General features: G+C 56.6%; 20 protein-coding genes. 11 read left to right on the top strand and 9 right to left on the bottom strand.

Annotated elements, in window-relative coordinates; genetic code table 11:
* Positions 1-4: 4 nt before the first annotated feature.
* The 7 genes from gpmA to modE all read right to left on the bottom strand — a co-directional run bounded on the left by gpmA (position 5) and on the right by modE (position 7,753).
* Complete coding sequence (gpmA, locus tag O1723_RS14975; RefSeq protein ID WP_008501111.1) at positions 5-757, bottom strand: 2,3-diphosphoglycerate-dependent phosphoglycerate mutase; 753 nt, start codon at positions 755-757, stop codon at positions 5-7.
* 205 nt (positions 758-962) lie between these two features.
* Entirely contained in the window at positions 963-2,006 is a 1,044-nt protein-coding gene (galM, locus tag O1723_RS14970) for a galactose-1-epimerase (protein WP_023336937.1), read from the bottom strand.
* Positions 2,000-3,148 (bottom strand): galactokinase, encoded by a 1,149-nt coding sequence (galK, locus tag O1723_RS14965; RefSeq protein ID WP_014883054.1) that lies wholly within the window; start codon positions 3,146-3,148, stop codon positions 2,000-2,002. The genes galM and galK overlap by 7 nt, the downstream gene beginning before the upstream one ends.
* A 3-nt stretch (positions 3,149-3,151) precedes the next feature.
* A complete protein-coding gene (gene galT, locus O1723_RS14960; protein WP_014883055.1) occupies positions 3,152-4,198 on the bottom strand; it encodes a galactose-1-phosphate uridylyltransferase in 1,047 nt (348 codons plus the stop codon).
* Between the two features lie 9 nt (positions 4,199-4,207).
* The gene (gene galE / locus O1723_RS14955) at positions 4,208-5,224 is read right to left on the bottom strand and encodes a UDP-glucose 4-epimerase GalE (protein WP_014883056.1); all 1,017 of its coding nucleotides are present in this window, start codon (positions 5,222-5,224) and stop codon (positions 4,208-4,210) included.
* A gap of 200 nt (positions 5,225-5,424) precedes the next feature.
* A complete protein-coding gene (gene modF / locus O1723_RS14950) occupies positions 5,425-6,897 on the bottom strand; it encodes a molybdate ABC transporter ATP-binding protein ModF (RefSeq protein WP_014883057.1) in 1,473 nt (490 codons plus the stop codon).
* A gap of 67 nt (positions 6,898-6,964) precedes the next feature.
* Positions 6,965-7,753, bottom strand: a complete 789-nt coding sequence (gene modE, locus O1723_RS14945; protein WP_023336938.1) for a molybdenum-dependent transcriptional regulator — start codon at positions 7,751-7,753, stop codon at positions 6,965-6,967.
* Between the two features lie 127 nt (positions 7,754-7,880).
* On the opposite strand from modE, the gene O1723_RS14940 reads away from it, so the two are divergent.
* From O1723_RS14940 to modC, 4 genes are all read left to right on the top strand, one after another.
* On the top strand, positions 7,881-8,030 hold the full coding sequence (locus O1723_RS14940) for an AcrZ family multidrug efflux pump-associated protein (protein ID WP_014883059.1): 150 nt from the start codon (positions 7,881-7,883) through the stop codon (positions 8,028-8,030).
* Positions 8,031-8,206: 176 nt separating this feature from the next.
* The gene (gene modA, locus O1723_RS14935; RefSeq protein ID WP_248190728.1) at positions 8,207-8,980 is read left to right on the top strand and encodes a molybdate ABC transporter substrate-binding protein; all 774 of its coding nucleotides are present in this window, start codon (positions 8,207-8,209) and stop codon (positions 8,978-8,980) included.
* Positions 8,980-9,669, top strand: coding sequence for a molybdate ABC transporter permease subunit (gene modB / locus O1723_RS14930; RefSeq protein WP_014883061.1), 690 nt, complete (start codon positions 8,980-8,982; stop codon positions 9,667-9,669). Before modA ends, modB begins: the two co-directional genes overlap by 1 nt.
* A 2-nt stretch (positions 9,670-9,671) precedes the next feature.
* Entirely contained in the window at positions 9,672-10,730 is a 1,059-nt protein-coding gene (modC, locus tag O1723_RS14925) for a molybdenum ABC transporter ATP-binding protein ModC (protein ID WP_248190727.1), read from the top strand.
* On the opposite strand, the gene O1723_RS14920 is transcribed toward modC, so the two are convergent.
* Positions 10,731-11,549, bottom strand: coding sequence for a pyridoxal phosphatase (locus tag O1723_RS14920; protein WP_023332438.1), 819 nt, complete (start codon positions 11,547-11,549; stop codon positions 10,731-10,733).
* Between the two features lie 140 nt (positions 11,550-11,689).
* Here O1723_RS14920 and pgl point away from each other — a divergent pair, with 140 nt between their 5' ends.
* Both pgl and tisB read left to right on the top strand, forming a co-directional pair.
* Positions 11,690-12,685, top strand: a complete 996-nt coding sequence (gene pgl / locus O1723_RS14915) for a 6-phosphogluconolactonase (RefSeq protein WP_023338174.1) — start codon at positions 11,690-11,692, stop codon at positions 12,683-12,685.
* A gap of 444 nt (positions 12,686-13,129) precedes the next feature.
* Positions 13,130-13,219 carry a type I toxin-antitoxin system toxin TisB gene (gene tisB / locus O1723_RS14910; RefSeq protein ID WP_023332440.1) on the top strand — a complete coding sequence of 30 codons (90 nt, stop codon included), beginning with the start codon at positions 13,130-13,132 and terminating at the stop codon, positions 13,217-13,219.
* Positions 13,220-13,271: 52 nt separating this feature from the next.
* Here the strand turns inward: tisB and O1723_RS14905 are convergent, their stop codons facing one another.
* Positions 13,272-14,555 carry a putative acyl-CoA thioester hydrolase gene (locus O1723_RS14905; RefSeq protein ID WP_248190725.1) on the bottom strand — a complete coding sequence of 428 codons (1,284 nt, stop codon included), beginning with the start codon at positions 14,553-14,555 and terminating at the stop codon, positions 13,272-13,274.
* A 225-nt stretch (positions 14,556-14,780) separates the two neighbouring features.
* On the opposite strand from O1723_RS14905, the gene hutI reads away from it, so the two are divergent.
* From hutI to hutH, 5 genes are all read left to right on the top strand, one after another.
* On the top strand, positions 14,781-16,001 hold the full coding sequence (hutI, locus tag O1723_RS14900) for an imidazolonepropionase (RefSeq protein ID WP_023336942.1): 1,221 nt from the start codon (positions 14,781-14,783) through the stop codon (positions 15,999-16,001).
* Positions 15,998-16,936, top strand: a complete 939-nt coding sequence (gene hutG, locus O1723_RS14895) for a formimidoylglutamase (RefSeq protein WP_248190724.1) — start codon at positions 15,998-16,000, stop codon at positions 16,934-16,936. Before hutI ends, hutG begins: the two co-directional genes overlap by 4 nt.
* A 19-nt stretch (positions 16,937-16,955) precedes the next feature.
* Positions 16,956-17,690, top strand: a complete 735-nt coding sequence (locus O1723_RS14890; RefSeq protein ID WP_014883068.1) for a histidine utilization repressor — start codon at positions 16,956-16,958, stop codon at positions 17,688-17,690.
* Positions 17,691-17,817: 127 nt separating this feature from the next.
* Entirely contained in the window at positions 17,818-19,506 is a 1,689-nt protein-coding gene (gene hutU, locus O1723_RS14885; protein WP_014883069.1) for a urocanate hydratase, read from the top strand.
* Positions 19,503-21,023 carry a histidine ammonia-lyase gene (gene hutH / locus O1723_RS14880; protein WP_014883070.1) on the top strand — a complete coding sequence of 507 codons (1,521 nt, stop codon included), beginning with the start codon at positions 19,503-19,505 and terminating at the stop codon, positions 21,021-21,023. The genes hutU and hutH overlap by 4 nt, the downstream gene beginning before the upstream one ends.
* The last annotated feature ends 33 nt before the right edge of the window (positions 21,024-21,056 follow it).

The following is a 21,056-nucleotide window of genomic DNA, read 5'->3' as shown; positions in this document are numbered from 1 at the left end:
AAAATTACTTCGCTTTACCCTGGTTCGCGACAGCCGCGGCTTTCGCTGCGATTTCATCCGCGTTACCCAGATAGTAGTGTTTGATTGGTTTGAAGTTTTCGTCGAACTCATACACCAGCGGTACGCCAGTTGGGATGTTCAGTTCAAGAATTTCGTCTTCACCCATGTTGTCCAGGTATTTCACCAGCGCACGCAGGGAGTTACCGTGAGCGGCGATGATCACGCGCTCACCGCTTTTCAGGCGTGGCAGAATGGTTTCGTTCCAGTAAGGCACAACGCGGTCGATGGTCAGCGCCAGGCTTTCGGTGGTTGGCAGCTCAGCGTCAGTCAGTTTCGCGTAACGCGGGTCGTGGCCCGGGTAGCGCTCGTCATCTTTGGTCAACTCTGGTGGGGTTACCGCGAAGCCGCGACGCCACTGTTTAACCTGCTCGTCACCGTATTTCTCAGCGGTTTCGGCTTTGTTCAGACCCTGCAGCGCACCGTAGTGGCGCTCGTTCAGTTTCCAGGATTTCTCAACCGGCAGCCAGGCCTGATCCAGTTCGTCGAGCACGTTCCACAGCGTGTGGATGGCACGTTTCAGCACAGAGGTGTAAGCAAAATCAAAGCTGAAGCCTTCTTCCTTCAGCAGTTTACCTGCTGCTTTTGCTTCGCTTACGCCTTTCTCAGACAGATCAACGTCGTACCAACCGGTAAAGCGGTTTTCGTTGTTCCACTGGCTTTCGCCGTGACGCACCAGGACCAGCTTAGTAATAGCCATCTCTTACTCCTCAAGCATTTTTAGAATGATAACAATTCTCATTATATTGCTGTGGCCAGGCCAGCAGCAACGCTTAACCCTAACCATAGCGAAAATAGTCTCCGAGTGTAAGATGCTTGTGAATCCAGGGTTATGATTTTGTCTGCGATCGGCGCTATTTTCAGCAAGGGGAGCAGAAAAAAGCCCTCGATGTGAGGGCCTGTCGTTAAGCGCGCGGAATGAAATGATACTCGGTGACGCTCACGTACTCTTCACCCGGGCGCAGAACGCAATCTGGCTGCGGCCATTCCGGATGATTCGGGCTGTCAGGCAGGAACTCGCTCTCCAGTGCCAGACCCTGCCAGTCGCTGTATTCATTGTGTTCGCGTGCCGTTGTGCCGCCTAGATAGTTACCTGAGTAGAACTGCAGGGCAGGGGCGGTGGTATAAACGGTCATCTGCAGCTTCTCGTCAGCAGACCAGACCTGCGCGGCGGGCTGGCTGAGATCGCCTTTGGCCTGCAACAGGAAAGCGTGGTCGTAGCCTTTCACCTTGCGCTGATCGTCATCACTCAGGAAATCCTGTGCGATAGCTTTCGCATTGCGGAAGTCGAAGCTGGTGTCGTTCACCTGCTTCAGGCCCTGATACGGTATGCCCATTTCGTCAACCGGCAGGTACGCGTCCGCAAGGATTTGCAGCTTGTGGTTGCGCACGTCGCACTGGTTGCCGTCCAGATTAAAGTAGACATGGTTAGTCAGGTTAACCGGACACGGCTTGTCGACCGTGGCACGGTATTCGATGGCGATTCGGTTGTCGTCGGTCAGCGTGAAGCGTGCGGAGGCGATAAGGTTGCCCGGGAAGCCCTGATCGCCATCAGGTGAATCCAGCGAGAACAGCACTTCGCTGTCATTTTGACGGACAATTTTCCAGCGGCGTTTATCAAACCCTTCCGGTCCGCCGTGAAGCTGGTTCTCACCCTGGCTTGGAAGGAGAGGGTACGCCACGCCGTCGAGTTCGAAACGGCTTTTAGCGATGCGGTTGGCATAGCGGCCGACGGACGCTCCCAGAAAAGCCGATTGGTTAACATACTGCTCAGGCGATGCACAGCCGAGCAGCGTTTCACGCACGCTGCCGTCCGGCATCGGTACGCGGGCGGAGAGCAGGGTTGCACCCCAGTCCATCAGCGTAACCACCATCCCCGCGTGGTTGCGCAGGGTTAACAGGCGATACGGCAGACCATCCGGTGCGAGGGTAGGTGTTTCGTTTAGCACTGTCCGGCTCCTTGTGATGCTTTACATACATAGAAGGTTTCTTTAATACCTGTTTTTGCTTCGTACTGTTTCGTCACGGCATCCTGTACGGCAGGGACCAGCTCTTCCGGTACCAGCGCAACGATGCAGCCCCCGAAGCCGCCGCCGGTCATGCGCACGCCGCCTTTATCGCCGATGGTCGCTTTGACGATCTCAACCAGGGTATCAATTTGCGGGACGGTGATTTCAAAGTCATCGCGCATGGAGGCATGCGATTCAGCCATCAGTTCTCCCATGCGTTTCAGGTCGCCTTTCGCCAGCGCGGACGCGGCTTCAACGGTACGGGCGTTCTCCGTCAGCACGTGACGAACGCGTCTGGCGACAACCGGATCCAGCTCATGTGCAACCTTATTGAATTCATCAAGCGTCACGTCGCGCAGGGCGGGCTGCTGGAAGAAGCGTGCACCGGTTTCACACTGCTCGCGGCGGGTGTTGTACTCGCTGCCCACCAACGTGCGCTTAAAATTACTGTTGATAATCACAACAGCCGCGCCTTTGGGCAGCGGAACGGCTTTGGTGCCAAGCGAGCGGCAGTCGATCAGCAGCGCGTGCTCTTTTTTGCCCAGCGCGGAGATCAGCTGGTCCATAATGCCGCAGTTACAGCCCACGAACTGGTTTTCTGCTTCCTGACCGTTAAGGGCGATTTGCGCCCCGTCCAGCGGCAGATGATAAAGCTGCTGGAACACGGTCCCCACGGCGACTTCCAGAGAGGCAGAGGAGCTTAAGCCCGCACCCTGTGGCACGTTGCCGCTGATCACTAAATCCGCACCGCCAAAGTTCTTGTTACGCTTCTGCAGATGCTTCACCACGCCGCGCACATAGTTAGACCACTGCTGGCTGTCGTGCGTCACAATGGGGGCATCAAGGGAAAACTCGTCGGTTTCGTTACCGTAATCCGCCGCTATTACGCGGACGTTACGGTCGTCGCGCTTTGCGCAACTAATAACCGTCTGGTAATCAATGGCACACGGCAGCACAAAACCGTCGTTGTAGTCAGTATGTTCACCGATCAGATTGACGCGGCCAGGCGCCTGAATAACATGGGTGGCAGGGTAGCCAAATTTCTCAGCAAACAGGGATTGTGTTTTATCTTTCAGACTCATTTTTTAGACTCCTGATTCGCGATAGTGGACGTCACTCACGGCACGCAGACGTTCGGCTGCCTGTTCCGCCGTCAGGTCACGCTGGGTTTCCGCCAGCATTTCATAGCCCACCATGAACTTACGTACCGTCGCAGAGCGAAGCAGTGGCGGATAGAAATGGGCATGCAGCTGCCAGTGTTGGTTCTCTTCACCGTTAAACGGTGCGCCGTGCCAGCCCATGGAATACGGGAAAGAGCACTGGAACAGGTTGTCGTAACGGCTGGTCAGTTTCTTCAGCGCCAGCGCAAGGTCGTCGCGCTGTGCGTCGCTGAGATCGGTCATGCGCTGTATGTGCGCTTTCGGCAACAGCAGCGTTTCAAACGGCCAGGCGGCCCAGTAAGGTACGACGGCGAGCCAGTGTTCGGTTTCCACCACGGTACGGCTGCCATCGGCCAGCTCGCGCTGGGTGTAATCAACCAGCATGGGTGAGCCGTTTTCCTCGAAATAGGCTTTTTGCAGGCGGTCTTCGCGTTCGGCTTCGTTAGGCAGGAAGCTGTTCGCCCAGATCTGGCCGTGCGGATGCGGGTTGGAGCAGCCCATCGCCGCACCTTTGTTTTCAAATACCTGCACCCACGGGTAAGTCTGCCCCAGCTCAGCGGTTTGTGCCTGCCAGGTGCCGATCACCTCTTTCAGTGCCTCAGCGCTCAGCTCCGGCAGCGTTTTGCTGTGATCGGGCGAGAAGCAGATCACGCGGCTGGTACCCCGCGCGCTTTCACAGCGCATCAGCGGGTCATGGCTCGCAGGCGCGTCCGGCGTGTCGGTCATTAGCGCAGCAAAATCGTTGGTGAAGACGAAGGTGCCTTTGTAGTCCGGGTTTTTATCTCCGGTGACGCGCGTGTTGCCCGGACACAGGAAGCAATCCGGGTCATGCTGCGGTAGCGTTTGTTTCGCAGGCGTCTCTTGCGCCCCCTGCCAGGGGCGCTTGGCGCGATGCGGAGACACCAAAATCCATTGTCCGCTTAACGGGTTAAAACGACGATGCGGATGATCGACGGGATTAAACGAAGTCATGAAGGATCCTTAGTCCGGATAGCCTTGCGGGTGGCGTGACTGCCAGTGCCAGGTATCCTGTGCCATTTCATCAAGCGTGCGGGTAACACGCCAGTTAAGCTCTTTGTCGGCTTTAGTGGCATCCGCCCAGTAAGCGGGCAGGTCACCATCACGACGCGGTGCGAAGTGGTAGTTCACTGGCTTACCGCAGGCTTTGCTGAAGGCGTTAACCACGTCCAGCACGCTGCTGCCGACCCCGGCGCCGAGGTTGTAAATATGCACGCCCGGTTTATCTGCCAGCAGTTGCATGGCCGCTACGTGACCGTCGGCCAGATCCATCACGTGGATATAGTCGCGCACGCCGGTGCCGTCCTGGGTTGGGTAGTCGTTACCAAAAATCGCCAGCGACTCACGACGGCCTACCGCCACCTGGGCGATATACGGCATCAGGTTGTTCGGGATGCCCTGCGGATCTTCACCCATATCGCCAGACGGATGGGCGCCGACCGGGTTGAAGTAGCGCAGCAAGGCGATGCTCCATTCCGGCTGCGCTTTTTGCAGATCGGTCAGGATCTGTTCCACCATCAGCTTGCTTTTGCCGTACGGGCTTTGTGGCGTGCCTGTCGGGAAACTTTCAACGTAGGGGATTTTTGGCTGATCGCCATAGACGGTGGCGGAGGAGCTGAAGATAAAGTTTTTAACGTTCGCCGCACGCATGGCGGAGATGAGACGCAGGGTACCGTTGACGTTGTTGTCGTAATACTCAAGCGGCTTCGCAACGGATTCACCGACGGCTTTCAGACCGGCGAAGTGGATCACCGCTTCAATGGCGTGGTCGTGAAGGATTTCGGTCATCAGCGCTTCGTTGCGGATGTCGCCTTCCACGAAAGTGGGTTGTTTCCCGCCAAGACGTTCAATCACCGGCAGCACGCTGCGCTTACTATTGCACAGGTTGTCGAGGATGATCACATCGTGACCATTTTGCAGCAGTTGCACACAGGTATGACTTCCGATGTAACCGCTACCACCTGTTACCAGAACTCGCATGATTCGCTCCATTAGGCTTATGGTATGTAATAACCATAGCATAACAGAGACGCTAAAAGTGTGACATGGGATAAAATAGTGGAATCGTTTACACTCGTTTTCAAACTCGCTTTTTCAATCACTCAGACCATTCTAGATCAAAGAGATAGTGTTGTATTGATGCAAGTTATCTGAAAAGAGGAGGGCGGGGCCCTCCACGGTTAGTCGATGTGGCTGAGAAGATAGCGATAGCGCTCGCCGTCCGGAATGAACTCAAGACGATGGGTGATACAGGAAGGGGCATCCTCGGCATGGTGTGAAACAAACAGCAGTTGGGTTTCACCCTCGGCAATGAGAATATCCACAAAGCGACGAATCAGCTGGCGGTTTAGCGGATCCAGACCCTGCAGGGGCTCATCCAGAATTAACAGTGTCGGGTGTTTTACCAGCGCGCGAACGATCAATGCCAGGCGCTGCTGCCCCCATGACAAACTGTGAAACGGCGCGTCGGCCACCCGGCTATCCATCCCCAGAATATCCAGCCACTGCTGGGCCAGCTTGTGCTGCTTGTCCGACACCGCCTGATAAATTCCGATGGAGTCAAAATACCCGGAGAGGATCACGTTACGTACCGTGGTACTGACCCGGTAATCCAGATGCAGGCTGCTGCTGACGTAGCCGATATGTTTTTTAATATCCCAGATGGTTTCACCGCTGCCGCGACGACGGCCAAACAACGTGAGATCGTTGCTATAGCCCTGCGGATGGTCGCCGGTGATGAGGCTCAGCAGCGTGGATTTTCCCGCGCCATTTGGGCCGACAATCTGCCAGTGCTCGCCCGGATTCACCGTCCAGCTAAGATGGTTAAGGATCGGGCGGTCGTCATAAGAGACGATACCATCACGCAGCACGATGCGTGGCTGGTGAGGATCGAGCGCGTGGCGGGCTGACGGGGCATCGGGTTCCGGAAGGGTGATGCCGTCGAGCTGTTCACTGTGCGCGAGCTGGGCGATCAGCGCCTGCTTAAGCAGCGCCGACTTTTCGCCCGTCTCGGTCAGATGGCAGTCGGCCAGCACACCGGCATGCTGGACAAAATCCGGAATCTCATCAAAGCGGTTAAGTACCAGCACAAGGGTATATCCCTGCTGATTAAGCGAGCCCAGCAGATGCGCCAGCTGCGCCCGGGACTGGACGTCAAGGCCGTCGAACGGTTCGTCGAGGATCAGCAGTTCAGGCTCGCTCATCAGCGCCTGGCAAAGCAGGGTTTTCCGCGTTTCGCCGGTAGAAAGATATTTGAAGCGTCGGTTGAGCAGGGCGGTAATGCCGAACTGTTCAGCCAGGCGCTGACAGCGGGCAGGATCTTTCACCTCATCCTGGATAATTTCCGCCGTTGTACGGCCGGTATCTTCTTCTCCAGGACTGAGTAAATCGGTATTGTTGCGCTGCCATTCGTCGCTCACCAGCTTTTGCAGTTGTTCAAAAGAGAGGCGCGTCAGGCGCGTAACCTCGCTCTGGTATTCCCCTTTGAGGAGGGTGAGCTCCCCCGCCAGCGCACGGGCCAGCGCGGATTTACCGCTGCCGTTAGTGCCAACAAACGCCCAGCTTTCACCCGCGCGTATTGTCAAATCAGCAATCGCCAGCGTCCGGGTATCGCTAAGACGAAACGTACCTTGCGAAATATGCAATAATGCCATGATTTATCCCATTTTTTGCAGCAACAGATGTCAGGGATACTCACTGTCAGCGCGGTTGTCAATGCGCTCAGCACAATGTGGCGATAATCACCCGGTCTGCGTTGAAATATGCGGTGACGACAGCACCTTCTTCTAAGCCGTCCGCCTCGCTGCAAGGTACCGTCGCGCAGAGTGATTGTCCGTCCGCCAGCGTCATAAGCACTTCGCATTGCGCCTTGCCCCGTTCAATATGGCTGATTGCGCCCGGTAGCTGGTTATCCGCTGCCTGTGCTGTGTCGGGATTACGCGTGATATTGACCCATGGCGCTTTCAGTAACACCAGCACCTCTTTACCTTCATCCAGGCCAAGGCGCTCTGCACTCTGCGCGGTGATTGCGGCTTTCAGACGCGTTGTTCCATCGGCAAGCAGGATCTCAACATGCTGTTGTATCTGAAGATTATTGCGCGCCGTCACCGTACCAAACCACTGGTTGCGGGCGCTGGTTTGTAACGAGAAGCGGGAAATGGCGGCCAGCAAACTGTCCAGTGGAACGCTATCGTCATCACTCAGAACATCAAACGCTTTTTGCTGGATCTGGCCCAGAAGATCGTAAAGCTGAATCAGGCGCTGACCGTAGCGCGTCACCCTGGCGCCGCCACCGCCCTTACCGCCCGTGGCTCTGTCCACCAGCGGGTGTTCGCTCAGGGTGTTCATTTCATTGATGGCATCCCAGGCGCTTTTATAGCTGATCCCGGCATTCTTTGCCCCCTGGCTAATCGAGCCCGTTTGTTCTATTTGTTTAAGCAGGGCTATACGTCTGGAGTCGGCAAAAAGCTTTTGCTGTAGTCGGAGAGTAAGAAGAATTTCGGCCTGCATAACAGTGTCCTGGCAAAAAGGATATTGTGACCCAAATGGTGCGGGGCGCAAAGGCTACCGCACAAAAGGGGATGTTTTTCTTACTTTTCAGGGTAGAATAAGCCCTTCACAATATCTGGAGAAAACCATGTTAGAGTTGTTGAAAAGTCTGGTATTCGCCGTGATCATGGTGCCAGTAGTGATGGCCATCATCCTCGGTGCCATCTACGGCCTGGGTGAAGTGTTCAACCTCTTTTCGAACATTGGTCACAAAGACCAGGCTAAAAAGCAGCATTGATTCCCTTCAAAACGCCCGGCTAGCCCGGGCGTTTTGCTCTCAAGCTTTTCTCATTTTCTCCGATAGTATTAAGAATCAGTCCAGCTTACCCCTTGAGCGGTACGATATAGCGCTGGGATCTCCATGAAGATATCGTTATATTGTCATCTATATAACGCTATATACAGGAGCTACAAATGGCACGTTCATGGGTACGTCTTTTCGCTGGGGCAACGCTGACGCTTTCACTTGCCGGGCAGGCGCTGGCGGACGACGGAAAAATTACGGTTTTTGCGGCGGCGTCGCTGACCAACGCGCTGCAGGATATTGCGGCGGCGTATAAAAAAGAGAAAAACGTCGATGTTGTCTCCTCTTTCGCCTCTTCATCTACGCTTGCGCGCCAGATAGAAGCGGGGGCACCGGCGGATCTGTTCATTTCAGCCGATCAGAAATGGATGGATTACGCGGCGGAGAAGAAATCAATTGATCCGGCAACCCGCGAAACGCTGCTGGGGAATAGCCTGGTTGTCGTGGCACCAAAAGCCAGCGCGCAGGCGGATATTACCATTAACAAAGAGACCAACTGGATGAGCCTGCTTAACGGTGGCCGTCTGGCGGTGGGCGATCCGGAGCATGTTCCGGCGGGGATCTACGCCAAAGAAGCGCTGCAAAAACTGGGCGCGTGGGAGACATTGTCGCCGAAACTGGCGCCGGCGGAAGATGTACGCGGTGCGCTGGCGCTGGTGGAACGCAACGAAGCCCCGCTGGGGATTGTATATGGCTCTGATGCCGTTGCCAGCAAGGGTGTGAAAGTGGTTGCAACGTTCCCGGAAGACTCCCACAAGAAAGTGGAATATCCTGTCGCGATTGTTGATGGACATATAAACGCGACCGTGACGGCCTTTCGCGATTACCTGAAGGGGCCAGAAGCGTCCGCAATCTTTAAACGTTATGGATTTACGACTCACTGATGATATTGACCGATCCTGAATGGCAGGCTGTTATGCTGAGCCTTAAAGTCTCTTCCCTGGCGGTTGCGCTGAGTTTGCCCTTTGGGATCTTCTTTGCCTGGTTACTGGTGCGCTGCCGGTTTCCCGGCAAGGCGCTGCTCGACAGCGTACTTCATCTCCCGCTCGTTTTACCCCCCGTGGTGGTCGGCTATCTGTTGCTGATTTCGATGGGGCGACGCGGTTTTATCGGCGAGAAGCTCTACGACTGGTTTGGTCTGACGTTCGCCTTTAGCTGGCGCGGTGCGGTACTGGCCGCGGCGGTGATGTCATTTCCGTTGATGGTGAGGGCGATCCGCCTCGCGCTGGAAGGGGTGGACATGAAGCTCGAACAGGCGGCCCGCACGCTGGGTGCCGGGCGCTGGCGCGTCTTTTTCACCATCACGCTCCCGCTTACGCTGCCGGGGATTATAGTTGGCACGGTACTGGCGTTTGCCCGTTCGCTGGGCGAGTTCGGCGCGACCATCACGTTTGTATCGAACATTCCCGGCGAGACGCGAACGATTCCGTCAGCCATGTACACCCTGATTCAAACACCCGGCGGAGAAGGCGCGGCGGCGCGACTGTGCATCATTTCAATCGTCCTGGCCCTGGCTTCGCTGCTGGTGTCTGAATGGCTGGCGCGGCTGAGTCGCGAACGGATGGGGAAATAAGGATGCTGGAACTGAATTTCACCCAGACGCTGGGGAACCACACGCTGACGCTTAACGAGACGCTGCCTGCAAGCGGCATCACCGCCATTTTTGGCGTCTCCGGTGGGGGAAAAACCTCTCTGATTAATGCGATTAGCGGCCTGACACGCCCGCAGTCAGGGCGAATTGTTCTGAATGACCGCGTTCTGAATGACGTGGAGAACAAAATATACCTCTCGCCGGATAAACGTCGCATCGGCTATGTTTTCCAGGACGCGCGCTTGTTCCCGCACTACAGCGTGCGCGGCAACCTGCGCTACGGTATGGCCAAAAGTATGGCCGGGCAGTTTGATAAGCTGGTGACGCTGTTAGGTATTGAGCCTCTGCTCGACAGGCTGCCTTCCTCGCTTTCCGGTGGAGAAAAACAGCGTGTGGCGATTGGCCGTGCCTTGCTGACCGCACCCGAGCTGCTGTTGCTCGACGAACCGCTGGCTTCGCTGGATATTCCGCGTAAACGTGAACTGCTGCCCTACCTGCAGCGCCTGACCCGCGAGATTAACATTCCCATGCTCTACGTCAGCCACTCGCTGGATGAGATCCTCCATCTGGCCGACAAAGTGCTGGTACTGGAAGAGGGCAGCGTAAAGGCCTTTGGCAACCTGGAAGAGGTATGGGGAAGCAGCGTGATGCATCCCTGGCTTCCAAAGGAGCAGCAGAGCAGTATCCTGAAAGTGAGCGTGCTGGAACACCACCCGCATTATGCGATGACCGCGCTGGCGCTGGGCGACCAGCATCTGTGGGTGAGCAAGGTCGACAAGCCGTTACAGTCCGCGCTGCGTATTCGCATTCAGGCATCGGACGTCTCGCTGGTGCTGCAACCGCCGCTGCAAACCAGCATTCGTAATATTCTGCGCGCCAAAGTGGCGGAGTGTTTTGATGATAACGGTCAGGTGGAAGTGAAGCTTGAGGTGGGAAGCAGGACGCTCTGGGCGCGCATCAGCCCGTGGGCCAGGGACGAGTTAGGTATCAAGCCCGGCCTGTGGCTTTACGCGCAAATCAAGAGCGTCTCGATCACTGCCTGATTACAGCAGGTGGGTATAAATATACTGCGCGATGCTATCGGTGGTGTTATCGCCAATCACCACGTTAGCGCGCGCTTTCACCGCGTCATCGGCGTTGCCCATCGCCACGCCGGTACCGGCAGCCTCCAGCATACTGATGTCGTTATAGTTATCGCCAAAGGCAATCACGTTACGCATCGACCCTCCCTGAGATTCTACGTACTGCGTCAGGCGCTTGCCCTTGCTGTTGCCTTTACGGGCAATATCTACCTGATCGTGCCAGGACCATTCACATTCCAGACCCAGGGTCTGTTCAACCTGTTTCGCGAAGGTATTCAGTTTGGTGGTGTCTTCATCCGTCAGGGCGAATTTCCAGATAGCGTCAACATCCTGAGCGGCCTGGCGCAGGGAGGACACCTGGGTAAAGACCGGACGCTGCGCTTCCGGCAGCGAAAGTGCCCAGTTACTGGTGCGCACCACATGGCCGGTAGGGCGCTCGTACAGCATCGCGTTGTCCACATACATCAGGCCATGAATGGCATGCTCATCCAGCAGATCAATCAGTTGCAGCGCCTGAGGAACCGGTAGCGGGTCGGAGGCTAAAACCTTTTTTGCCTGATAATCATACAAATAAGTGCCATTACAACAAATTGCAGGTGTATCTAACGCCAGTGCCTGATAAAAAGGATGAATGGCAACGTGATGTCGACCCGTTACGATAAGGAGTTGATACCCGGCTTCCTGGGCTCGTTTAAGCGCTTCAAGGGAGGAGGGGAGCAGGGTTTTCTGAGGGGTCAGTAATGTTCCGTCTAAATCCAGGGCAATCACACGCGAGGTCATTTGTTCTTCCGGGTTAATGTTGAATTTTAGGTCTCAGGCGATGTTACACCGAGAGTAAATCGCTGCAAAATTCCTGGCTAAAATTCAGCATTCACCGTTAAAAATAATCACTTTCACGCGCAGTGAGGAAAGGAGTATTCATGAAACAAACCGTTTATACCGCCAGTCCTGAAAGTCAGCAGATCCACGTCTGGCGTTTGAATGCAGAAGGTTCGCTCACGCTGGTTCAGGTTGTTGATGTTCCGGGGCAAGTACAGCCAATGGTCGTCAGCCCGGATAAACGTTTTCTCTATGTTGGCGTACGTCCTGAGTTCCGGGTGCTGGCCTACCGCATCTCGCCGGACGACGGTGCGCTGACCTACACTGCCGAAGCGCCGCTGCCAGGCAGCCCGACCCACATCTCGACCGATCGTAAAGGGCGTTTCATCTTTAGCGGCTCTTACAATGCGGGCTGCGTCAGCGTGACCCGCCTTGACGACGGCATTCCGGTCGACACAGTCGACGTGGTGGAAGGACTGGAAGGGTGTCACTCGGCGAATATCTCTCCGGACAACCGCACGCTGTGGGTGCCTGCACTGAAGCAGGATCGCATCTGCCTGTTTACCCTGAGCGACGATGGTCACCTGGTGGCGCAAAACCCGGCTGAAGTGACTACCGTTGAGGGCGCAGGCCCACGCCATATGGTCTTCCACCCGAACCAGCAGTATGCCTATGTGGTAAACGAACTGAACAGTTCGGTAGACGTGTGGGAGCTGAAAGATCCAAACGGTCAGATCGAATGCGTGCAGACGCTGGATATGATGCCGTCTGACTTCTCTGACACCCGCTGGGCGGCGGATATCCACATTACGCCTGACGGCCGTCATCTGTATGCCTGCGACCGTACCTCCAGCCTGATTACCGTCTTCAGCGTCTCCGAAGATGGCAGCGTGCTGGCCATTGAAGGTTTCCAGCCAACGGAAACTCAGCCGCGCGGCTTTAATATCGATCACAGCGGTAAATACCTGATTGCGGCAGGGCAGAAATCCCACCATATCGCGCTGTATGAAATCAAAGGCGTACAGGGTCTGCTGGAAGAAAAAGGACGCTACGCCGTAGGCCAGGGTCCGATGTGGGTCCTGGTCAACGCTCACTAAGTGGCCTGAAACAAAAAACCTCGCGAATGCGAGGTTTTTTTATGCCCGGTGGTAGCCGGGTAGAGCACATCAAAACGTAACCAACCTGATTATCATAATGTTGACTTAAGACGATGTAAAATCATCACCAATGAAGAAAAGACGTTCTCAAGCGGTGGTGCGCAAAAATAATTAATATAATCAATGTGATATTTGGTTTTTCTTTATGGATTCCTAAACTCTTCATAACTGTTTTTATATACAGTAATGGTTTGATATCATTCTGTTCGTTGGTTTGATGTGCTGCAGTTCCGCAATTCAGGATCCTTTTTAAGTCCTGGCTGTCGGGTGGTGCCGACAGTGCCTAAACTGCGGAGCACATCAAAACATAGCCAACACACCTCTGGTGACAGGCAGCGGAAAGGTAAGGCAGAGGAGAAGTGCTCTATACCAAAGGAGTGGCGTATGAGCGGTGTGGAATGGGCAATTCTTTTCCTGCAACTCATGGTTGCGATTATGCAACTATTGGATGCGTATCTTAAGTTTGGTGCCTGACGCATTCAGTCGCAGTAAAAAGGGGGATTAAAATCCCCCTTTTACTCTCATCTTACTGCTTCGGCTCTGCAACCACCTTGCTACCCAGACCGCGGTTGTTGTATTCCCACATGCGGTTGAAGTTCGCGTCGTTCAGATTGCGCTGGACGTTCCCTTTATCATCCACCGCACCGGTATTGCCGGAGAACGGACGTTTGGAGATCGCGGCATCAGCCCACGGCTTCGCCATGTTAAAGCCTTCGTTGATCACGCTGTCGCGGATCACGACCTGACCGTTAGTGGCAGAGTCCACATCCAGGGAGCGACCCAGCTGTGCCACGCCGTCGCCGGCAGCGTTAAAGCGGCTGTTAACGGCCAGGAAGCCGTAGAACAGGTTAGACTGTGTTGCTGGCGCAAACACGTAACCTTCCTGCTGAATGCGCGAGTTCACCACGCGGAAATCGGTGTTTTCAAATACCACCGCGCCGCGACCGGACACCAGATCCACGTCACCTTCAATGTAGCTGTTGGTCACCAGCGTACGGGTCAGGCGGTTGTTCTGCAGCGTGTTCTTAACATCGCTGTTGGTCACAAAGAAGGTATTCTGACGGCCCAGAATGTTGACGTTGTTAATCTGCACCTTATCGCCATCACTACGCAGCGCGACGGCCTGGTGAGTACCGGCATCGACGCTGTCGCCGAGGGTATTTTGAATGGTCAGGTTTTGCAGCTGCAGACCATTATTTTGGGACCAGAATACCGCCGAGCACATCAGGCCAACGGTAGCGGAACGCTTGCTCTGGCAGTTATCAAACATGTACCACGCCGGTTTACCTGGCATATATTTACCGGCCGGGTTCACCAGGCGACGCCAGCTGGTGCTGTCGATTTCGGAATCAATCGCCAGGCCAATTTTCACGTCGATTGCTTTTTCGCCCAGACCGTAAAGGGTTATGCTGCCTGGCGCGGCCGGAACATACACGGTGCCTTCGTATTCGCCCGGCAGGATCGCGATGTACTGGCGAGAGGCGCTGTGTTTGGTAATGGCCGCGTCAACCGCTGCCTGAATGGACGTGTGCGTTACGCCCTGGGCGCCAGCCGGGCCAACCACGAAGTCAGGCTGTTTCGGCAGGTTAATAGAAGACGGTGTCCACGGCGCAGCGTTAGGATCCATCGCTGAGAAGTAGTGGGCACGGTCGAAGTTCTTCGCTTCATCAGCGGACAAAATCGGGCGGGACGCGGTGCCCGGTGCTACCTGCTCAGAAGGCAGCTGATCCGGTGGTGTTGAACTGCATGCGGATAAGGTCACGCCAAAGGCGAGCGCTAACGCCAGACGGGAAATCCTGGAAATGTTCAAGGTGGAGCTCCTGGGTATGCAAGTCTTAAACGGGATAGACGAAATAGCCTGCTTTTTTATACTAAGTTGAGCGAAACGGGAAGATAAAAAGGGTAAAAGTTGCATTTTTTACCCCCGGGAGGCGGGAAAGTCATCACAAATAAATAACATTTTCTACCAGAACGGTTGACAGCAGACGACGGATGAAAATAAATGTCTATACAACCTATGACAAGTGGAATGCCCATGCAGCTTCATCCTGACGATGTAATATGGCGAAATGCGCGACTGGCAACGATGGTTCCCGATGCCTCCGCACCCTATGGTCTGAAAGCGCAACACGCCCTGGTCGTGCGCGGTCAAACCATCCTGGCCGTGATCCCTGAATCTGACATTCCTTCCGGACACCGTCACTGCATTGATCTACAGGGACGTCTGGTGACGCCGGGGCTGATTGATTGCCATACCCATCTGGTGTTTGGCGGCGACCGCGCGGCAGAGTGGGAGCAGCGCCTGAACGGTGTCTCTTATCAAACCATCAGCGCGCAGGGCGGCGGGATTAACGCCACCGTGACGGCGACACGCAACAGTTCGCCGGAAACCCTGTTGAAGCTGGCGCAGCAGCGGCTAGAGCGTCTGATGAATGAAGGCGTGACGACCATAGAAATTAAATCGGGATACGGACTTAACGCGGATGCCGAAGAGAAAATGTTGCTGGTTGCTCGCCAGCTTAGTCTGAGTAATCTGGTCGAGATTAGCCCGACGCTTCTGGCGGCACATGCCGTCCCTGCGGAATACCGACAGGATCCGGATGCCTATCTCACGCTGGTCTGCGAGCAGATCATGCCCGCACTGTGGCAAAAAGCGTTATTTGAAGCGGTAGACGTGTTTTGTGAAAACGTCGGCTTTACCCCGTCGCAAACCGAGCGTCTTTTCCAGGCCGCCACCGCGCTGGGTATTCCGGTGAAAGGGCATGTAGAGCAGCTGTCTAATCAGGGCGGTGCGGCGCTGGTCAGCCAGTATAAAGGGCTGTCAGCGGATCATATCGAATATCTCGACGACGCTGGCATTCAGGCGATGGCGCAAAGCGGTACGGTGGCGGTATTGCTCCCCGGCGCGTTCTATTTCCTTCAGGAGCGCCAGCGTCCGCCGGTTGAACAGCTCAGAAAACAGGGAGTGCCGATGGCGGTGGCCACCGACTATAACCCCGGCACCAGCCCGTTTGCGAGCCTGCACCTGGCGATGAATATGGCCTGCGTCCAGTTTGGCCTGACCCCTGAAGAGGCCTGGGCTGGCGTCACGCGACACGCCGCGCAGGCGCTGGGTCGCGGCGCAACCCACGGGCAATTGCAGGCGGGGTATGTGGCCGATTTTATCGTCTGGGATGCTGACCATCCGGTTGAGATGGTCTATGAACCGGGTCGCAATCCGTTGTATCAGCGTATTTTCCGTGGGGAGGCAGTATGAGGTTATGGCGGCCCGTAGCCGAAACGGTCTGGCAGGGGCGTGACGACAGCGCCGAGGCCAGCAATGCAAAGCGTATTTTTCAGACGATACAGCAGCAGGCGCAGTTTACGCCGCTTTCCTCTGGCATCGCGCTGATCGGGTTTGAATGCGATGCAGGGGTTAAACGCAATCAGGGCAGGCATGGCGCCGTGCAGGCCCCTGATATCCTGCGCAACGCGCTGGCGAATATGGCCAGCCATCAGGGACACGAACGGCTTGCGGATATGGGGTCCGTGTATGTCGAAGGTGATGAACTTGAAGCGGCACAGCGGGTTTTAAGCGATGCGGTGACGGCCTGCCAGCAGTCCGGGATGCGCACGCTGATCTTTGGCGGCGGGCACGAGACCGCCTGGGCGCATGGTCGGGGCATTCTCGATGCCTTCCCGAACGAGCGCGTGACAGTGATTAATCTTGATGCCCATCTCGATCTGCGCAAGGCCGAGCGTGCAACATCCGGTACCCCGTTTCGTCAACTGGCCCATTACTGCGAGGACCACGGTCGGGCGTTTCGCTACGCCTGCTTTGGCGTCAGCCGGGCAGCCAACACGCAGGCACTCTGGGATGAAGCGGAACGCCTGAACGTCACGCTGGTGGAAGACTGGCATTTCAGACGCGATGCGTTATCTGCGCTGGAAAAGGTGCTGGTGCAGGCCGATCGGGTCTACCTGACTATTGACCTCGACGTTCTGCCGGCGAGCGAAATGCCTGCCGTATCCGCCCCTGCGGCGTTAGGGGTACCGGCGCTGGATCTTCTGCCGGTTATCGAACAAATCTGTCGCAGCGGTAAGCTGCAGGCCGCCGATCTGGTAGAGTTTAACCCGCAGTACGACAGGGACGGACAGGGCGCGAAGCTTGCCGCTCGTCTGGCCTGGCAAATTGCTCACTGGTGGGCATAACCCTATTTAAGGAGTCATGATGTTTTCACGCTCGCCCCTGGCGCAGTCGAGCCCTCCTGCGCCTTTCTACGAAAAGGTGAAGCAGGCTATCAGCGAAAAAATTGCTACCGGTGTCTGGCGCCCTCACGATCGTATTCCGTCCGAGGCCGAACTGGTGGCGCAATTTGGATTTAGCCGGATGACCATCAACCGGGCGCTGCGCGAACTGACCGATGAAGGTCTTCTGGTGCGCCTGCAGGGGGTCGGCACCTTCGTGGCGGAGCCCAAAGGTCAGTCGGCGCTGTTTGAAATCCGCAGTATTGCCGATGAGATACACTCGCGAAATCATCAGCACCGCTGCGAGGTGCTGGTGCTCGAAGAGACCGAGGCGAGCGCCGAGCAGGCCGCCGAGCTGAATGTTAAAGAAGGGAGCCGCATCTTCCACTCCGTGATGGTGCATTTTGAGAACGACATTCCGGTACAGATTGAAGATCGCTGCGTTAACGCAGAGCGGATACCGGAGTATCTGAGCCAGGATTACACCCAAACCACGCCGCATGCGTACCTCTCGCTGGTCGCACCGCTGACGGAAGGGGAACACATTGTGGAGGCTGTGCGCGCCACGCCGCAGGAATGTGAACGGTTGCGCATTAAAGAGCACGATCCGTGCCTGCTGATCCGCCGTCGAACCTGGTCATCATCGCAGATTGTCTCCCATGCCAGGCTGCTTTTCCCGGGTAACCGTTACCGGCTGCAGGGCCACTTTATGTCATAAGTTTTATAAGCGTGATCGCTAACGCAATATAACAAAATTGTATCTTTTTTGTTAAATCTGACCTTGTGTGTGCTTGTCTATACAAGTATATCTAAATGCATCATCTGTCCTTTATGAGGAGCACACAATGTCGTCAGGTAAATACCGCCAGCAGGATGTCCGCGCCGCGCGCGGCACCACGCTTACTGCCAAAAGCTGGCTCACCGAAGCCCCGCTGCGCATGTTGATGAATAACCTCGACCCTGAGGTGGCGGAGAACCCCCACGAGCTGGTGGTCTACGGCGGCATAGGCCGCGCCGCGCGTAACTGGGAATGCTATGACGCAATTGTAAAATCCCTGACTCATCTCGAACACGACGAAACCCTGCTGGTGCAGTCCGGCAAGCCGGTCGGCGTATTCAAAACCCATAAAAATGCGCCACGCGTGCTGATCGCCAACTCTAACCTGGTGCCGCACTGGGCGACGTGGGAACACTTCAACGAGCTGGATGCCAAAGGGCTGGCGATGTATGGTCAGATGACCGCCGGGAGCTGGATCTACATTGGCAGCCAGGGGATTGTGCAAGGCACTTACGAAACCTTCGTGGAAGCCGGCCGCCAGCACTATAACGGCTCGCTGAAAGGCCGCTGGGTATTGACTGCCGGTCTCGGCGGTATGGGCGGCGCGCAGCCACTGGCTGCCACGCTTGCTGGCGCCTGCTCGCTTAACATTGAGTGCCAGCAGAGCCGCATTGATTTCCGTCTGCGTACCCGCTACGTCGACGAGCAGGCTGATAACCTCGACGATGCGCTGGCGCGCATCAAAAAATACACCTCGGAAGGCAAAGCGGTGTCGATCGCCCTGTGCGGCAACGCGGCAGAGATTCTGCCTGAACTTGTCGCCCGCGGCGTTCGCCCGGATCTCGTCACCGACCAGACCAGCGCCCATGACCCGCTGCACGGTTACCTGCCAAACGGCTGGACGTGGGAAGAATATCAGCAAAAAGCGGAAACCGACCCGGAAGGCACGGTACTTGCTGCGAAACGTTCGATGGCTGAACACGTCTCCGCGATGCTGGCCTTCAGCAAGATGGGCATTCCGACCTTCGATTACGGCAATAACATCCGTCAGATGGCGAAAGAGATGGGCGTGACGAACGCTTTCGACTTCCCGGGCTTCGTGCCTGCCTATATTCGCCCGCTGTTCTGTCGCGGCATTGGGCCGTTCCGCTGGGTTGCCCTGTCCGGTGACCCGGAGGATATCTACAAAACCGATGCCAAAGTGAAAGAGATCGTCGCGGATGACGAACATCTCCACCACTGGCTGGACATGGCGCGCGAGCGCATTAACTTCCAGGGCCTGCCTGCGCGTATCTGCTGGGTCGGTCTGGAGTGGCGGCAAAAACTGGGTCTGGCCTTCAATGAAATGGTGCGCAGCGGCGAAGTCTCCGCACCGATTGTCATTGGTCGCGACCACCTTGATTCCGGCTCCGTTGCCAGCCCTAACCGTGAAACGGAAGCCATGCGCGACGGCTCGGATGCCGTTTCAGACTGGCCGCTGCTGAATGCCCTGCTCAATACCGCCAGCGGCGCGACCTGGGTCTCGCTGCACCACGGCGGTGGCGTGGGAATGGGCTTCTCACAGCACTCGGGGATGGTTATCGTTTGTGACGGTACCGATGAAGCCGCCGCGCGTATCGCTCGCGTGCTGCACAACGACCCGGCCACCGGCGTGATGCGTCACGCGGACGCGGGTTACGAGATTGCTATTGACTGTGCCAAAGAGCAGGGGCTAAACCTGCCGATGATCCCTGCCACACAAGGAAATCATGAATGAACGCCTTAACACTTACGCCCGGTTCCCTGACGCTTAAACAGCTGCGAAACGTCTGGCGTCAGCCGGTTACGCTCTCGCTTGATGAAAGTGCCCACGCCGCCATTAACGACAGCGTTGCCTGCGTGGAGGCCATTGTTGCCGAAGGGCGCACGGCTTACGGGATCAACACCGGGTTTGGTCTGCTGGCACAAACGCGCATTGCAACGCACGATCTGGAAAACTTACAGCGTTCACTGGTGCTGTCTCACGCGGCGGGGGTCGGCCAGCCGCTCGATGACGAGATTGTCCGTCTGATGATGGTGCTTAAAATCAACAGCCTGGCGCGCGGTTTCTCCGGCATTCGCCTGAGCGTGATCCAGGCGCTGATGGCGCTGGTTAATGCCGACGTCTATCCGTGGATCCCGGCGAAAGGTTCCGTCGGCGCCTCCGGCGATCTTGCGCCGCTGGCGCATATGTCGCTGCTTCTGTTGGGGGAAGGGCAGGCACGCTGGCAGGGCGAATGGCTTCCTGCCAAAGAGGCGCTGAAAAAAGCCGGTTTAGCCCCGATCACCCTGGCGGCGAAGGAGGGGCTGGCGCTGCTGAACGGCACGCAGGCGTCGACCGCCTTCGCGCTGCGCGGCCTGTTTGAAGCGGAGGATCTGTTTGCCTCGGCGGTGGTGTGCGGCGCGCTCACCACCGAAGCCGTGCTGGGTTCGCGTCGTCCATTCGACGCCCGCATCCACGAGGTGCGCGGTCAGCGCGGCCAGATTGACGCCGCCGCCATGTATCGCCACGTGCTCACCGACACCAGCGAAATTGCGGATTCACACCACAACTGTGAAAAAGTGCAGGATCCGTACTCTCTGCGCTGCCAGCCGCAGGTAATGGGCGCGTGCCTGACGCAGCTGCGCCAGGCCGCAGAGGTACTGCTGATAGAGGCCAACGCGGTATCCGATAACCCGCTGGTCTTCGCCCAGGAAAACGAGGTGGTCTCCGGCGGTAACTTCCACGCCGAGCCGGTGGCGATGGCGGCGGATAATATCGCCCTGGCCATTGCCGAAATTGGCGCGTTGTCAGAACGCCGTATCGCGCTGATGATGGATAAACATATGTCGCAGCTGCCACCGTTCCTGGTGCGTAACGGCGGGGTCAACTCGGGCTTTATGATTGCCCAGGTGACGGCTGCCGCGCTGGCGAGTGAAAACAAAGCGCTGTCGCACCCGCACAGCGTCGACAGCCTGCCAACCTCGGCGAACCAGGAGGACCACGTCTCGATGGCCCCGGCTGCCGGACGTCGTCTCTGGGAGATGGCCGCCAACACCCGCGGCGTGCTGGCGGTGGAATGGCTGGCGGCAAGTCAGGGTATTGATTTGCGTGAAGGGCTGAAATCCAGCCCGCTGCTGGAGCAGGCGCGTCAGGCGCTGCGTGAGCATGTATCGCATTACGATGACGACCGCTTCTTTGCGCCGGACATTGATAAAGCGATACAGCTTCTGGAAGAGGGACGGCTGGTAGGGCTGCTACCTTCCGTGCTGTGATTCGTGCCCGGTGGCGCTGCGCTTACCGGGCCT

The organism is Enterobacter cloacae complex sp. HYC080_NIDB (assembly GCF_056673325.1).
The sequence above is the reverse complement of the archived record's forward strand: the minus strand, read 5'-3'. Positions and strand labels throughout refer to the sequence as shown.

Excerpts from the sequence above, each read along its gene's own strand:
- gpmA (WP_008501111.1), bottom strand. The coding sequence starts at position 757 with ATGGCTATTACTAAGCTGGTCCTGGTGCGTCACGGCGAAAGCCAGTGG.
- galK (WP_014883054.1), bottom strand. The coding sequence starts at position 3,148 with ATGAGTCTGAAAGATAAAACACAATCCCTGTTTGCTGAGAAATTTGGC.
- galT (WP_014883055.1), bottom strand. The coding sequence starts at position 4,198 with ATGACTTCGTTTAATCCCGTCGATCATCCGCATCGTCGTTTTAACCCG.
- galE (WP_014883056.1), bottom strand. The coding sequence starts at position 5,224 with ATGCGAGTTCTGGTAACAGGTGGTAGCGGTTACATCGGAAGTCATACC.
- modF (WP_014883057.1), bottom strand. The coding sequence starts at position 6,897 with ATGGCATTATTGCATATTTCGCAAGGTACGTTTCGTCTTAGCGATACC.
- modE (WP_023336938.1), bottom strand. The coding sequence starts at position 7,753 with ATGCAGGCCGAAATTCTTCTTACTCTCCGACTACAGCAAAAGCTTTTT.
- O1723_RS14940 (WP_014883059.1), top strand. The coding sequence starts at position 7,881 with ATGTTAGAGTTGTTGAAAAGTCTGGTATTCGCCGTGATCATGGTGCCA.
- modA (WP_248190728.1), top strand. The coding sequence starts at position 8,207 with ATGGCACGTTCATGGGTACGTCTTTTCGCTGGGGCAACGCTGACGCTT.
- modB (WP_014883061.1), top strand. The coding sequence starts at position 8,980 with ATGATATTGACCGATCCTGAATGGCAGGCTGTTATGCTGAGCCTTAAA.
- modC (WP_248190727.1), top strand. The coding sequence starts at position 9,672 with ATGCTGGAACTGAATTTCACCCAGACGCTGGGGAACCACACGCTGACG.
- O1723_RS14920 (WP_023332438.1), bottom strand. The coding sequence starts at position 11,549 with ATGACCTCGCGTGTGATTGCCCTGGATTTAGACGGAACATTACTGACC.
- pgl (WP_023338174.1), top strand. The coding sequence starts at position 11,690 with ATGAAACAAACCGTTTATACCGCCAGTCCTGAAAGTCAGCAGATCCAC.
- tisB (WP_023332440.1), top strand. The coding sequence starts at position 13,130 with ATGAGCGGTGTGGAATGGGCAATTCTTTTCCTGCAACTCATGGTTGCG.
- hutI (WP_023336942.1), top strand. The coding sequence starts at position 14,781 with ATGCAGCTTCATCCTGACGATGTAATATGGCGAAATGCGCGACTGGCA.
- hutG (WP_248190724.1), top strand. The coding sequence starts at position 15,998 with ATGAGGTTATGGCGGCCCGTAGCCGAAACGGTCTGGCAGGGGCGTGAC.
- O1723_RS14890 (WP_014883068.1), top strand. The coding sequence starts at position 16,956 with ATGTTTTCACGCTCGCCCCTGGCGCAGTCGAGCCCTCCTGCGCCTTTC.
- hutU (WP_014883069.1), top strand. The coding sequence starts at position 17,818 with ATGTCGTCAGGTAAATACCGCCAGCAGGATGTCCGCGCCGCGCGCGGC.
- hutH (WP_014883070.1), top strand. The coding sequence starts at position 19,503 with ATGAACGCCTTAACACTTACGCCCGGTTCCCTGACGCTTAAACAGCTG.